Annotated in this window: 10 protein-coding genes and 2 tRNA genes; 7 read left to right on the top strand and 5 right to left on the bottom strand. The window is 47.3% G+C overall.

Annotated elements, in window-relative coordinates:
• Positions 1-74: 74 nt before the first annotated feature.
• The 3 genes from ptsP to DWB79_RS01490 form a co-directional block, all read right to left on the bottom strand.
• On the bottom strand, positions 75-1,832 hold the full coding sequence (ptsP, locus tag DWB79_RS01500; protein ID WP_016522297.1) for a phosphoenolpyruvate--protein phosphotransferase: 1,758 nt from the start codon (positions 1,830-1,832) through the stop codon (positions 75-77).
• Between the two features lie 66 nt (positions 1,833-1,898).
• A tRNA-Glu gene (locus tag DWB79_RS01495) sits at positions 1,899-1,970 on the bottom strand.
• Between the two features lie 71 nt (positions 1,971-2,041).
• Positions 2,042-2,112 (bottom strand) — tRNA-Gln (locus DWB79_RS01490).
• Between the two features lie 307 nt (positions 2,113-2,419).
• Here DWB79_RS01490 and DWB79_RS01485 point away from each other — a divergent pair.
• The 5 genes from DWB79_RS01485 to DWB79_RS01465 all read left to right on the top strand — a co-directional run bounded on the left by DWB79_RS01485 (position 2,420) and on the right by DWB79_RS01465 (position 7,054).
• Complete coding sequence (locus tag DWB79_RS01485) at positions 2,420-3,124, top strand: helix-turn-helix transcriptional regulator (protein WP_016522296.1); 705 nt, start codon at positions 2,420-2,422, stop codon at positions 3,122-3,124.
• A 231-nt stretch (positions 3,125-3,355) separates the two neighbouring features.
• The gene (locus DWB79_RS01480) at positions 3,356-4,162 is read left to right on the top strand and encodes an MBL fold metallo-hydrolase (RefSeq protein WP_016522295.1); all 807 of its coding nucleotides are present in this window, start codon (positions 3,356-3,358) and stop codon (positions 4,160-4,162) included.
• Positions 4,163-4,397: 235 nt separating this feature from the next.
• Positions 4,398-4,616, top strand: coding sequence for a hypothetical protein (locus tag DWB79_RS01475; RefSeq protein WP_016522294.1), 219 nt, complete (start codon positions 4,398-4,400; stop codon positions 4,614-4,616).
• A gap of 21 nt (positions 4,617-4,637) precedes the next feature.
• Complete coding sequence (locus DWB79_RS01470; RefSeq protein ID WP_016522293.1) at positions 4,638-6,734, top strand: heavy metal translocating P-type ATPase; 2,097 nt, start codon at positions 4,638-4,640, stop codon at positions 6,732-6,734.
• Positions 6,731-7,054 (top strand): HMA2 domain-containing protein, encoded by a 324-nt coding sequence (locus tag DWB79_RS01465; RefSeq protein WP_016522292.1) that lies wholly within the window; start codon positions 6,731-6,733, stop codon positions 7,052-7,054. The genes DWB79_RS01470 and DWB79_RS01465 overlap by 4 nt, the downstream gene beginning before the upstream one ends.
• A 91-nt stretch (positions 7,055-7,145) precedes the next feature.
• Here the strand turns inward: DWB79_RS01465 and pyk are convergent, their stop codons facing one another.
• Together pyk and DWB79_RS01455 are read right to left on the bottom strand one after the other, a co-directional pair.
• On the bottom strand, positions 7,146-8,906 hold the full coding sequence (gene pyk, locus DWB79_RS01460) for a pyruvate kinase (RefSeq protein ID WP_016522291.1): 1,761 nt from the start codon (positions 8,904-8,906) through the stop codon (positions 7,146-7,148).
• A 30-nt stretch (positions 8,907-8,936) separates the two neighbouring features.
• Positions 8,937-10,124, bottom strand: coding sequence for a dicarboxylate/amino acid:cation symporter (locus DWB79_RS01455; RefSeq protein ID WP_016522290.1), 1,188 nt, complete (start codon positions 10,122-10,124; stop codon positions 8,937-8,939).
• 206 nt (positions 10,125-10,330) lie between these two features.
• Between DWB79_RS01455 and DWB79_RS01450 the strand changes: the two genes are divergently transcribed.
• A complete protein-coding gene (locus DWB79_RS01450; RefSeq protein ID WP_016522289.1) occupies positions 10,331-11,770 on the top strand; it encodes an aminopeptidase in 1,440 nt (479 codons plus the stop codon).
• Positions 11,771-11,827: 57 nt separating this feature from the next.
• Positions 11,828-13,696 carry a hypothetical protein gene (locus DWB79_RS01445; protein WP_016522288.1) on the top strand — a complete coding sequence of 623 codons (1,869 nt, stop codon included), beginning with the start codon at positions 11,828-11,830 and terminating at the stop codon, positions 13,694-13,696.
• Positions 13,697-13,738 lie beyond the last annotated feature (42 nt).

Here is a 13,738-nt window from a genome sequence, read left to right as displayed (position 1 = left end):
ATAAAACCAACGGCAAAAAGGCTACCGCTCCAATCCCTAACGCAACGTCAAGCCTGTCTATTCGCCTTGCTCCCCTACAGCGGGAAGCACTTCATCGTTTCGCGGCGGATTTCTTCAGCGGTATCCAACCGGCTGACCGCTTCGTAGAGAGCCTCTGCATCGGAAATCCGGATAGATTCGATCCGCTGTGCAATCTCAGGGATTTTTTGCGCTGCCATGCTGAACCGCCGCAATCCCATCCCAAGCAGAAGCGGGACAGCCTCCGTATCGGAAGCCATCTCCCCGCACATAGACACGAATCCTCCGCGCGAATCACCGGTGCGGTGCAGGAGCTGTTCCGTCTCAATAACGTGCCGGATAAGCCGCAGCACTGCGGGCTGAAAACAGTCGGCTAAATGCGCAATGGTTTGGTTTTCCCGATCCGCCGCCATCGTGTATTGAATAAGATCGTTGGTACCGATAGAGAAAAAGTCAACCGCCGGTGCATAGAGGTCGGCGGAGATTGCAGCGGAGGGTACTTCGATCATAATGCCCACCGGAATATCTTTCTTATACGATATCCGATTCTGTTCACATTCCTGCTCAATCTCTTTGATTAAATTCCGTACTGCGGTGATTTCTTTTTTACAGGATATCATCGGAAGAAGAATATGTAGATTGCCGGCACAGCCTGCCCGCAACAGCGCCCGCAGCTGCGGTTTAAAAATTTCAGGACGATCTAGGCAATATCGGATTCCTCGCCAACCGAGAAGTGCATTCCGTTCTAAAAGATTTTCCTGCTCTTTCAGCATCTTGTCGGCGCCGGCATCAAAGGTGCGGATTACCACCGGCTTTGTCCCCATTCGTTCCAAAACGGTACGGTATGCCGTGTACTGATGTTCTTCGTCGGGGATATCTTTGGTTCCTAAAAACAAGAACTCAGACCGGAAGAGGCCGATTCCGGCAGTGTTTTGTACAACCGGCAGTGCCGATTCTTCCGTAAGCACAATGTTTGCGCTCAAATGAACGGGAGTACCGTCTTGCGTATACACTTGCGTATAGTCCCGTTCTTCTTCGGTTACCTCAATTTGTTCACTACTTGCGGATTTTATTTGGGCGATAGTTTCTGCATTGGGTTCCAAGGTCAGCGTTCCATTTGTAGCATCCAGCACGGCATACATTCCGCTTTTTGCCGAATCCATAAGTCCTTGAACGGCAATCAGCGTCGGAATATTCCACGCTCGTGCCATAATTGCGATGTGGCTGGTCGCACCGCCTTCTTCCATAATAATCCCGCAGGGTGCAAGTTTTTTTATTTCGAGTGCTTCGGATGGTTTAAACACCCGTGCCGCAAGCAGAGAGTCAGGCTGTACGCCGACAAACCGGGAAGGAGCCTGTTTATGCTGCGGATTTAAATAAGAAAACACCGGTTCGTAGGCATCCTGAATATCAACAGCCCGCTCGCAAAGGTAGCTGTCTCCCGAAGCAGTCAGCATAGACGTAACTTCATCCAATTTCCGTTTGAGTACCGCTTCGGCATTCGTCAGCGATGTTTCTATTTCCGTATAAATGCCGTGCATAAACTCTTCGTCGGCGAGCATTGTTTGATGGGTTTCCAAAATAGCCTGTTCGGGAGATTTCGTGTGGGTATCCGCTTCCTGATATTCGGCAAGCGCTTGTCGTAACTCATCTTGAGCCGTTTGTACGGCGGTGTGCAGTCGTTCCTGTTCAGTTTTAATATTTTGTGCGGTAATTGTATAAACGGGTGTTGCCTGTTCTATTGTTTCAGGAATACATACAAGCCGACAGGCTACTAAACCGTCGCAGACAGATAAACCGGTAAACTTTTTCATAAAATCATTATAGAAAAAATGATGAGGTTTGCATATATAACGGAACAGTACGGGTAAAAAGAGAACCGGTCCCTACGGGAATCGAACCCGTCTTTTAAGATTGAGAATCTCATGTCCTAACCGATAGACGAAGGGACCAAAACAGAGCATCGGTTGCTCTACTAAGCGAAAACCTCTAAAAATAATCATTTTTAGAGGTTTTCGGAGTATTCCCCAGGGAGGATTCGAACCCCCACAAGCAGAACCAGAATCTGCGGTGCTACCATTACACAACCGGGGAAAGTTGACGAAAGAAATACTATCATATATTGCTATTCCGTGTCAAGAATACGCATTGCATCACATTAAATCTAATCGAAAAAGATGTATTCGCTCTGATTCGCTCTTACATAGAACAAACTGCATCTTATTGCGTTTTTTATTAAAAATCGGTATCGTTATCGTGAAGAGATAAGGCCGGCCGGCAGTAATATCGACAAACTGACGCTGATGCGCAGTTTTAAAAGCCGAATCAACAATCTCGACGCAGAGCGTTCCTATGTAACTGCTTATCCACAGAGCACATCTCTTAACAGCGGTACAATTGAATGAGCAAACTGATATTCAAAGATTCATACGTAATCGTAGAACCGTCGTATCGGAATACGGATTTTCACAAACACAGTATGCTGCACATATTTTTAAGTCGCAGTCCGCTGTCCCTTTTATCGGGTTTGGAGAGTTATACCGGCAATGTTATTTTTTTAAAAGACAATGTTTTGCATAAAAGTCCTGAAGGAACGATAAACTATATTTTCCTTGTCGATCCGACCTCTTCGATTGCAGACGATATACGAGCCTTAATTCCAACCGGACAAACCGGCGTTTCCTTTCAAAAAGATATTGTACCTTCTGATTTTTTCGAACCGCATACAAATGACAGAATCGCCTTAAAGCTTGAAAGTTGTTTATCGGATATGGGAATTCATTTTTCCGGCAAAAAGATTATGGATAAACGAATTGAAAACCTTATTCTTGAAATTAAAACTTTTAAGCACTTGGGTAAACAAGTCAGCGATATCGCAAAAGAAAAACAGTATTCGGAAAGCTGGCTCACCCATCTATTTAAAAGAGAAGCGGGCATTTCGCTTAAAGGTTATCTTTTAATGAGACAGCTTGAGTATGCATGGAAGTTAATTTATTCCGGTCAAAGCATAACGACAGCATCCCTTGATTCAGGATTTTCCAGCCCCTCGCACTTTGCTTCGGTATGTAAGCGGATGACAGGAATATCCATTTCAAATGCATTATAAAGCAGATTTTTGAAAGCGTCGTATTTGAAAGCCTGATATACTAAATTGAAAATCATAAAGGAGGCATGATAAAAAACGGCGCCTGTTATAGCGTCGCCGCTTTTTATATCGAGTTTGCGTTGCAAACTCGTCAATTTTATGCGCTTTCTCAACCGGTGTTTGCGAAAGCGCGACTAAAAACTTTTTCGGAAGCGCAAGCTTCCTGCAAAAGTTTTTATAGGAGGCGCTTATATGAAACTGATGTATTTATTTGACAATAAAATAAAACCGTATCTGTCGAGAGGAAAAAAATATTGCAATCCTGCACATACGGGAGTTTTGCCGGATGGAATAAGCTGTATCAAAGAAAGCGATGTCAACATCTGGTTTTATACAAAAGACGGCGTTAGCATTGCCGTTGATTCGGGGCATTTGAATTTTCCGGACATTCAGGCACGTTTTGATAAGATCGGCATAAACCCGAATAATATACGGCATGTTTTTATTACTCATGCCGACGTTGACCACTGCGGAGGAATTGATTCAACGGGTACAAATATATTCCCGAATGCCCAAGTTTATTTGGGAAGCCAAGAAGAAGCGTATCTGAATAGATCCGTTTATAGAATAAAAAAGTTCGGCATTAAAATCAAAAATTGTGTTCAACTTGATAAAGGCTATAGAAAGCTTGAAGACAGGGAAATCGTAACGGCAGGCACTATAAAGGTGCAAGCATTTCACATTCCGGGGCATACGATAGGACATATGTGTTATATTGTCGATGATTTTATATTGTTCAGCGGGGACTGTCTTGCTGTTAACGATGACGGCGGCTATAGTTTCTTTGATTTTTTCACGCAGTATCCCGATATGAACAAGCGCTCGTTAATCAAACTTAAAAATATTGTAAAAGACAGTCACATAAAATACGTGTGCACGGGACACAGCGGAATACGAACGAACATTGAAAAGGTATTTAGTCATATTGACAAATCGGCAACATTCAGCAAAAAGCACCCGTTTGATGAAAAGGCGCCATGGGATTTTAGAGACAGTTAATCAACATACCCGGAAGCAGAGCGTTCGTCAAAACTATACATCCGTGTATAGTTTTGACTGCAATGATGTGGCTCTGTTACACCATTGCTACCGCGTGGAACAACCGCTATCCGTGATAGAACAAACTGCATCTTATTGCGTTTTTTATCAAAAACTGTTATTGTGTGCAAACAAAAGAAGTCTCATCAGTAAAACTGACGGCGGATTTTAAGTATGACGATAAGCGAGGTACTATATGTTTTCAAATAAATGGGTTGCATTCGGTGTAGGCGTTGCAGCAGGATTTGCTGCTGCGGCTCTTGTTCGGACTCCGGCATTCCGCAAGGCCTGTGTAGCAGTTACGGAAAAGGGTTTGCAGCTCAAACAGGATGCGGTTGCCTTTATGGAAGCGGTGAAAGAGGACGCACAGGATATCGCAGCCGAAGCTGCATATAACCAATCGCAAAACGCATAAGAACTTTTTATCAATTCATCGATGAACGTAACTGTTAAACACTCTCTCCCCGGCAGAATAAGACTGCATTACAGTGCCGCTGAAATTTTGCCGCAGCAAGCCGTTCTTGCACAAACCCTCATCGCGGTACAAGACGGCATAATCGACATTCAAGTTAATCCCAAAGTTTGTTCCTTCTTGGTTTACTACGACGTAAAAACGCTTGCAGAAGCTGAGGTGCTCGCCTTATTCCGAGTACTCTCCGATAAATACCTGTCTGATGAAAGTCTGCTCGCATCCGTTGCAAAAATTCCTGCACCCGAAAGCATATTTGACGTGTTAGCATCTACGCTCTTTGACGTTACCGTACGATCGCTTCTCCCGATGCCGATACGCAATCTGTTGCTCTACAAAAGGATTGTACCGCGCATCATGAAAGCGGCACAGTCTATTTTTGCAGGAAAATTCTTTAGCACGGATTTACTGGATGCAACGGCGCTGACAGTTGCCGTTCTTGACGGTAAGGCGCAGACTGCTCGCTTTGTCGCAACATTGCTCGATATGGGGGAAGAAATTGAAGAACTGACCCGTCGGCAATCGTACAATAATCTGGCACAAACGCTTTTGATTTCAAACGAGCCGGTACATCTTATCGAAGCTGATCAAGAACGGACAATCCCTCCTTCCGCACTTAAAAAAGACGATCTTATCGTTGTCCGTGCCGGCAGCCAAATTCCCGCAGACGGGAATGTTGAACGGGGAGAAGGGCTTGTAAACCAAGCGAGCATTACCGGGGAATCGTTGCCGGTAGAAAAAAAAAGCGGAACCACGGTCTTTGCAGGTACCATCCTTTTAGAGGGAGAACTGTATATCCGCGTGCGCACGGTCGGGTCGGAAACAAAAGTGAATAATATCATCGCGATGATCGATCGCTCGCAATCTTTAAAGGCAGCTGCTCAAAAGCGGTCGGAACGTATCGCAGAAAAAGTAGTCCCCTTCAATTTTTTGCTGACCGGTTTAACGTACTTATTCACACGGGATATCACCAAGACTATTTCAACATTGATGGTCGATTATTCCTGCGCGATGAAACTGGCTGCGCCGATTGCCGTTCTTTCCGCAATGAAGGAAGCGGCGGAGCACGGTATTTCGATAAAAGGCGGAAAATATTTGGAAGCGGCGGCGCTTGCCGATACCGTCATTTTCGATAAAACGGGAACTCTTACCTATGCGGAACCGGTCTTAGCTGGAGTCCATCCGTTTGGCGCTTTTACAAAGGATGAAGTGTTGCGGCTTGCCGCCTGCCTTGAAGAGCATTTTCCACATCCGCTCGGGAGAGCCGTTGTACAAGCCGCCCAAGAGCAAAATCTTGTACATCCCGAACGCCACGCAAAGGTTGAATATATTGTCGCACACGGTATTGCTTCTTCGTTAGAGGGCAAACGGCTCTGTATCGGAAGCGCTCATTTTATTTTTGAAGATGAAAAGGTTCCGACCACCAAAGCAATAGCCCGCGTGCAGAAGTCTGCCGAAAAGTCCGGTTATTCGTTACTCTACTTGGCGGTTGATGGACAGCTTGCCGGTATTTTGACTATTGGAGATCCCGCTCGGGAAGGCTCAGCGGAAACCGTTTCCGAGCTAAAACGCTTGGGTGTGCGTAATTGCGTTATGATTACCGGAGATGCCGAACAAGCGGCGGCAAAGGTTGCGTCGCAGGCCGGTATTACGGAATATCATGCGCAAACGCTGCCGGAAGATAAGGTGCGGTATGTTCAGGAAGCTCGAGATGCTGGACACAAGGTGATTATGATCGGTGACGGAATCAACGACGCGCCTGCACTTTCCGCCGCGGATGTTGGCATTGCAATGGATAACTGTTCTTCCATTGCAGGCGACACCGCCGATATTGTACTGGCCGACGATGGACTTTCCGGTTTAATTACGGTGCGGAGGCTCGGTCAAAAAACGCTGTCACGGATAGATAAAAACAACAAGTTGATTATCGGCGGCAATTCACTGCTCTTGTTTGCCGGTATGTTCGGTCTTATCCCGCCCGCACTCGCGGCGACGCTGCATAATTCGCTGACCATTGCCGTCAGTATCGAATCCATGCAAAAGCTGTTAAAGGAGGCGCGATGATTACCGGCTTTTTCCCCGGCCGCATACGGCTGCGGGCGCCTGTCTTTAAAGACACCGCAATCACCGAACGGGCATTATCCATTCTGAAAGCTCCGGCGCTTTCATCAATCGTCAAAGATATTGAGCATAATCCCGTTACCGGAAGCGTATTGATAAAGTACCATCCGACCAAGGTTCCCATAGCAAAGTTGACTTCATTGCTTCCATTTTTTAAAAAGCTGGAGAAAGAAGCTGAAAATTATTCTGAAAAAAATAAAACCGTCATTCTTGCAATGCTTGATGAGCTGGAAGGATATGTAAAAAACTGGGAAACGGCTTAACTGCTTTGGCAGCATTTAGAACACAGGGCAACCGCATTAAAAGTATTTTGAGCGGTTGCCCTCGTGTGTGTGAAAAAACTGTAGGGTTGGTTTAATAAATAGCGGCAGTTCCTTTTATCACGACACCTGTTTTTCCGTTCAGCGTGATAATATCGCCTGTTTTTAATACAGTCGTTGCTTCTGAGGCTCCAACGATGGTAGGCTTCGATAAGTTCATCCCCATCAGGGCGGCATGTCCGCTTAAATTTCCGTTTTCGGTAATGACGGCTCCTGCCCGTTCGATAAAGGAATTCATTAAATCGTTGGTCGCTTGGGTTACGATAATATCTCCGTCTGCAAAGTCGGTCAGCAAGTCTTGTTCGGTACGGATGACCTTTACTCGTCCGGTTACAACCGAGTGAACTCCGGTGCCCTTGCCTTTCAGCAATATCTTTCCGACGGTTTCAACCTTCAACAAGTTTGTCGAACCGGCAAGTCCGATTGGAACGCCCGCTGTCAGCACGGCAAGTTCTCCCTCTTGTACAAACCCTTGTTCTTTTGCAACGTTGATACACTGTTCGAACATCTCGTCGGTTGATTTAAAATAGGATGTTACAATCGGGTAGACACCCCAGTTAAGCGATAACCGGCGTGCAGTTGCTTCAAAGGGGGTTACTGCAACAATCGGCGCCTTGGGTTTGTATTTTGAAAGCGCCCGCGGCGTTTCCCCCGAAGACGTTGCAGTAACGATAACCTGTGCATTCATTTCCAACGCCATAGAACAGGTCGCGTGCGCGATGGCATTCGTAATGGTCAAAGAATGCTCCCGTGCAACCGCCCCCATAATCTTGTCGTAGTTCAACGAGTTTTCGGTTGTAACGGCGATGCGGTGCATCATCTTGACGGTTTCCACCGGATATTTTCCCGCAGCTGTTTCTCCGGAAAGCATAATGGCGCTCGTTCCGTCAAAGATAGCGTTTGCAACATCGGTAACCTCCGCCCGCGTCGGACGCGGATTATGCGTCATCGATTCGAGCATTTGGGTTGCCGTGATTGCCGGTTTGCTTGCTCGCAGTGTTTTACGGATAATCATCTTTTGCACGAGCGGAATTTCTTCCGGCGGAATTTCGATACCTAAATCGCCGCGGGCAACCATAATACCGTCGGCAACTTCAAGGATTTTGTCGATGGCATCGACGCCCTCTTGGTTTTCGATTTTCGCAATAATATGGATGTTGTTCCCGTTCTCTTCCTCCAAGACCTTGCGGATACTTAAAATATCCGCCGGGCCGCGGGTAAACGAGGTCGCCACAAAATCGACCTCGTTTTGAGCACCGAATTTTAAATCGGAAATATCCTGTTCGCTCAGGAATGGGAGATTGATTTTTACTCCGGGAATATTGATGCCTTTGTGATTCGATACGGGGCCGTCGCTGAGGACGGTACAGATAATATCGGTACCATCCGCAATCCGCTCGACACGCAGTTCGATTAAGCCGTCATCTATAAGAATCCGATTTTTAGGCTGTACTTCCTGTGCAAGGTTCTTATAGGTTACGCTACATATTTTTTCATCGCCGACAATATCGCGTGTGGTGAGTGTAAACTCCTGCCCCTTACTCAGCTGTACGGAATTGCAGCCGAAATTTTTTAGCCGTATTTCCGGTCCTTTGGTGTCCAGCATAATTGCAATCGGCAAGTTAAGTTCCTGTCTAATCTTTTTGATACGGTCGATACGGATCTGGTGCTCTTCATGCGTACCGTGCGAAAAATTAAGGCGGCATACGTTGAGCCCTGCCTTAAATAATTCGCGCAGTATTTCTTCCGAGTCGGAAGCGGGACCGATAGTACAGACAATTTTTGTCTTTTTCATATTTTCTCCTATCGAATGAAAGACCTATCGTTACTCCTTCTTTTTATCCTTCGAGATGGCGTCAACCAGAATAGCGATTGCACCGTCTCCGGTTACGTTACATGCGGTTCCGAAGCTGTCCTGTGCAATATAAAGTGCGATAATCAATGAACACATCGTGTCGTTAAAGCCGAGAATTGACTGCACAAAGCCGAGCGCTGCCATAACTGCGCCGCCGGGAATACCGGGTGCGGCAACCATTGCAACACCCAAGATCGCGATAAACGGAAGCATAACGCCGGCGCTTGCTGTTTGTCCGTGAAGAATCAAGATAGCCATTGCACAACTGGTAAGGGTGATGGTACTTCCTGCAAGGTGAATGGTCGCGCAGAGCGGAATAACAAAGTCCGCAATTTTTTCTTGAATACCGATTTTCTTCGCAGAAGCAAGGGTAACCGGTATGGTCGCCGCAGAAGATTGCGTTCCCAATGCGGTAACATACGCCGGCAGCATTGTTTTAATCGATGTAAAGGGATTTCGTTTTGCAATGGTACAGGCAATTATATACTGGATGAGTATCATTATGATGTGCAGCGCAATAACGATCGCAAATACTTTGATAAATACCTTGAGAATGAGCCCGACTTGTCCTGCATGGGTCATGTTGGTAAATACACCCAAAATATGGATAGGTAAAAGCGGAATAATGACAACTTCGATAACTTTTGTAACGATGCTCTGAAATTCGCGGGCGACATTTTTTAATGTTTCCGAACGGGTTACCGCAATACCGATACCGAGAACAAAGCTCAGTATTAAAGCGGTCATAACACCCATCAGCGGAGGCATATCGATACCGAATAAGCCGGGTAGAAGTGCATCTTCGGGGTTCGCATGAGAGAAAATATCCGCATGGGAACTTAAAAAGAGCGGGAAGAACATCGTGTCGGTTAGAAAGGCTAACGTACCGGCAAGTAGCGTTGAACCGTAGGCGATACCGGCAGTGATGGCAAGCAGCTTCCCTGCATCGGCGCCCAAATCCGCAATACCCGGAATAACGAATCCGAGGATGATGAGCGGAATAATGAAGCTCAGGAAGTTTCCGAATATTCCGTTAAAGGTTGCCAAAATCTGAACAGGCAACGGCAAATGGGTGGAGCGCGTCAGGGTACCGAGTAAAATACCGGCAACGATTGCAATAATGAGACGCGGCAAGAGACCTAATTTTTTTGTACTCACAATTAACTCCTTCTTAAAAGTATCCGGGCATCTCTAAAAGCTGACCGTTTTTTTAGAGATGCCCATCTTTCTCTTTATAGTGTAACTGACTTTCTGACAGTTGTCCAGTTTTTTTTAATATTCTGAAACCGGCGGCTCCTCTTCTACAATCTTCTTCAATAGTATATACTGCTCCATCTGATGAAAATTCAATAAGAAGGTACACTATGGAACTCACGTATAAAGCAAAAACGGCATGGGAAAATCTTACCGAAAACGAACTTGCTGAAATGCAAACGCTTTCTCAACACTACATCTCGTTTTTAAACACCGGAAAGACCGAACGCGAATGCGCCGCTCATATCATACGGCAGGCAAAAGAAGCCGGTTTTAAACCGCTTGAAGAGGTTATAAAGAGCGGTGCGGCGCCGGCGGGGACAAAGGTATATCTCAACAATAAGGATAAGTCCGTTGTGATGATGGTGCTTGGCGAGGATATCATGCAAGGGATGAATATTGTCGGCGCTCATATCGACAGCCCGCGCCTTGATGTCAAGCAGATGCCGCTCTATGAAGATTCAAACCTCGTGTTTTTAAAGACCCATTATTACGGCGGTATTAAAAAGTATCAGTGGACTGCAATTCCGCTCGCTATTCACGGGGTCATCTTTACAAAAGAGGGCAAGAAGGTTGAAATATGTATCGGTGAAGATGAAAACGATCCGGTGCTCTTTATCAATGACCTGCTCATCCACCTTTCAAAAAAGCAGCTGCAGGAAACTTTAGCGGAAGGCATTACCGCCGAGCAGCTTAACGTACTGGTCGGTAATATGAAACCGGCAACGCCGGATGAATCGGATGATAAGAAAAAAGACAAATCTAAAGAGGATAAAAAAGGAGATAAGGCATCTCCGGTTAAAGAAAATATCTTAAAAATCTTGAATCAAAAATACGGCATTACCGAAGAAGATTTCCGCGTTGCGGAGCTTGAAATTGTCCCCGCAGGAAAAGCGCGGAATGTCGGGCTTGATAACTCGATGATTGCAGGGCACGGCCATGATGACCGCGTATGCACATATACCACACTGAAAGCGATGCTCGAAGTTTCGGGGATTCCTGCAAAGACCGCTGTCGCCCTCTTTGCCGATAAAGAAGAGATCGGTTCGGTCGGTAATACCGGCATGACAGCGCTCTACTTTGAAAACATGGTCGCGGAGATTGCCGCCCTGCAAAAAGCTCCCTGCGATTTAGGCGTGCGCCGCGCATTTGCCAATTCCTGTATGCTGTCTGCCGATGTGTCCGCCGGTTATGACCCCGCGTTTACGTCCGTATTTGAAAAGCTCAATTCGGCGTTTATCGGCAACGGTATCTGCATCAACAAATACACCGGCTCCGGCGGCAAGGGCGGCTCAAATGATGCAAACGCCGAATATCTCCAAAAGATCAGGCATTTATTCGATACCAACAATGTTGTCTGGCAGACGGCGGAACTTGGTATGACCGACGCCGGTGGAGGAGGCACGATAGCCTACATCCTTGCCAAGTACGGAACGGAAGTCGTGGACTGCGGCGTACCGGTATTGTCGATGCACGCCCCCATCGAATTGATCAGTAAAGCGGATCTTTTGATGGCATACCGAGCATACAAGGCGTTTTTAAAAGGCTGAGTATCTCTAAAAAGCCGGTTAGATTTTTAAATTAATCGATTTTGGGATGGAGAATATATGAATACGGCATACCCTGAATTACAGCAGGCTTTTGAAAAGATGATCCTATCGGCGTCGGGTTGGCGGAAAGTTTTTGCACAATCCGGAAACGAAAACGACGGAACTCCGGAGATTTCCGCCGCTGACTGCGATATCGTCTTTCTTGCCGCGCAATCTTTTGCGGAGTTCTTACACGCGGAATTCCCGGCAATCCGCACGGTAATCGTAGCGCGCGACAGCCGCCCCACCGGAGCCGCGCTGTTAAAAGAGGCGGTAACGGCGCTTGCAGCTTCCGCCGCAGCAGGTTCAACAGCCATTACGGTGCAATCCGCCGGAATAACCGCAGCGCCGGAAATTATGGCTTATGCACGCACTATCGGGGCGGCTTTTATGTATATTTCTGCAAGCCACAACCCCATCGGGCATAACGGCTTTAAGTTCGGGCTGGATAGCGGCGGCGTACTGGACGGGAACCAATCAGCGCGGCTGATAGCCCTCTTTACACAGAAGTGCAAGGCTGCGCACCCGGATGCCGTAAACCTCTTGCGTAAAGATGCCGATCCGGCACAACTGCGCACGGTGTTTGAATCGGAGGCGGCGCACAAGCAAGCGGCGCTTACGGCCTACAAAAACTTTTTACGGGAAGTTATTGCCGATTCACAAGACACGACGGAACAAGCACGTTTTTTTGCCAGCCTTAAACAGCAATGCGCCGCGCTGGCCGAAGCGGGTAAACCGTTCACGCTGGTTGCGGACTTTAACGGCAGCGCCCGCGCCGCCTCGGTAGACAGGATATTCTTTGAACAATTAGATATGCAGCTTACCGGCATCGCGGAAAAAGCCGGGACCATTGTCCACGGCATTATTCCCGAAGGGGGGAACCTCGCAACTTGTGCTGCAAAGATCGAAGAACTGCACCGGAGCAATCCCGCACAGGCGGAGAATACGTTGTTCGGCTATATGCCCGACTGCGACGGAGACCGCGGCAATATCATTTACTGGGATGAGGTACAGCAAAAAGCGCTGATCCTTGAAGCGCAGGAAGTCTTTGCCCTGTCGGTCATCGCGGAACTGAGTTATCTGCACTACAGCGGTAACATCAGCGCGCCTCTCGCGGTTACCGTCAACGGGCCGACATCGCTCCGCATTAACGAAATCGCAAAAGCCTTGGAAGCGGAAGTGTTTTATGCGGAGGTAGGCGAAGCCAATGTAGTGAACCGAGCGGAAGATGCGCGCCGGTACGGTTACAAAGTACGCATACTCGGCGAAGGCTCCAACGGGGGGAATATCACGTACCCCGCCGCCGTGCGTGACCCGCTGAATACGCTCTTTGCAATCAGCAAGCTCTTGCTCATAAAAGATACCCCTGACCGCTCCTGCCCGTTCCGTATCTGGTGCGAGCGGTCGGGGCAAACGGCAAAGTACCGGAAAGACTTTACTTTTGCGGATATTATCGCAACACTTCCCCGCTATTGGACTACCCCGACGCAGGAAGCACGGGCGCTGATGCACATCCATACTACCGACCATACCGCATTGAAATCGGCATATCAGAAGATTTTTATGCAGGAATGGGCGGATAAAAAACAGCTGCTGAAAGACCGGTTCGGTATAGTAGCCTGTAAAGTATTTGCGTATAATGGAACGGTTTGCTCAGAAAACCTCAGGGATTTTGCGGTTTCCGCAAAGGGCGGTCTCAAGGTGCAGTTCTATAATGCAAGCCATACGCCGATTGCCTTTATCTGGATGCGCGGTTCCGGTACCGAACCGGTATTCCGCATTATGGCGGACATCAAAGGCTATGATCAGGCAGTGGAAGAATATCTGGTTCAGTGGCAGGGAGATATGGTACGCAAAGCCGATGCGGTGGTATCGGCAAAAAATTAAGGGAAGGTGGTATAACTTCGGCAGCCGCAGTAAGGCTGCCTC

The sequence above is a fragment of the Treponema medium genome, assembly GCF_017161265.1.
In the GTDB taxonomy this organism is placed as follows: domain Bacteria; phylum Spirochaetota; class Spirochaetia; order Treponematales; family Treponemataceae; genus Treponema; species Treponema medium.
The sequence above is the reverse complement of the archived record's forward strand: the minus strand, read 5'-3'. Positions and strand labels throughout refer to the sequence as shown.

Bases quoted from the DNA above. Each gene is read 5' to 3' on its own strand.
- DWB79_RS01450 (WP_016522289.1), top strand. From the start codon at position 10,331: ATGGAACTCACGTATAAAGCAAAAACGGCATGGGAAAATCTTACCGAA.
- DWB79_RS01445 (WP_016522288.1), top strand. From the start codon at position 11,828: ATGAATACGGCATACCCTGAATTACAGCAGGCTTTTGAAAAGATGATC.
- ptsP (WP_016522297.1), bottom strand. From the start codon at position 1,832: ATGAAAAAGTTTACCGGTTTATCTGTCTGCGACGGTTTAGTAGCCTGT.
- DWB79_RS01470 (WP_016522293.1), top strand. From the start codon at position 4,638: ATGAACGTAACTGTTAAACACTCTCTCCCCGGCAGAATAAGACTGCAT.
- DWB79_RS01485 (WP_016522296.1), top strand. From the start codon at position 2,420: ATGAGCAAACTGATATTCAAAGATTCATACGTAATCGTAGAACCGTCG.
- DWB79_RS01475 (WP_016522294.1), top strand. From the start codon at position 4,398: ATGTTTTCAAATAAATGGGTTGCATTCGGTGTAGGCGTTGCAGCAGGA.
- pyk (WP_016522291.1), bottom strand. From the start codon at position 8,906: ATGAAAAAGACAAAAATTGTCTGTACTATCGGTCCCGCTTCCGACTCG.
- DWB79_RS01480 (WP_016522295.1), top strand. From the start codon at position 3,356: ATGAAACTGATGTATTTATTTGACAATAAAATAAAACCGTATCTGTCG.
- DWB79_RS01465 (WP_016522292.1), top strand. From the start codon at position 6,731: ATGATTACCGGCTTTTTCCCCGGCCGCATACGGCTGCGGGCGCCTGTC.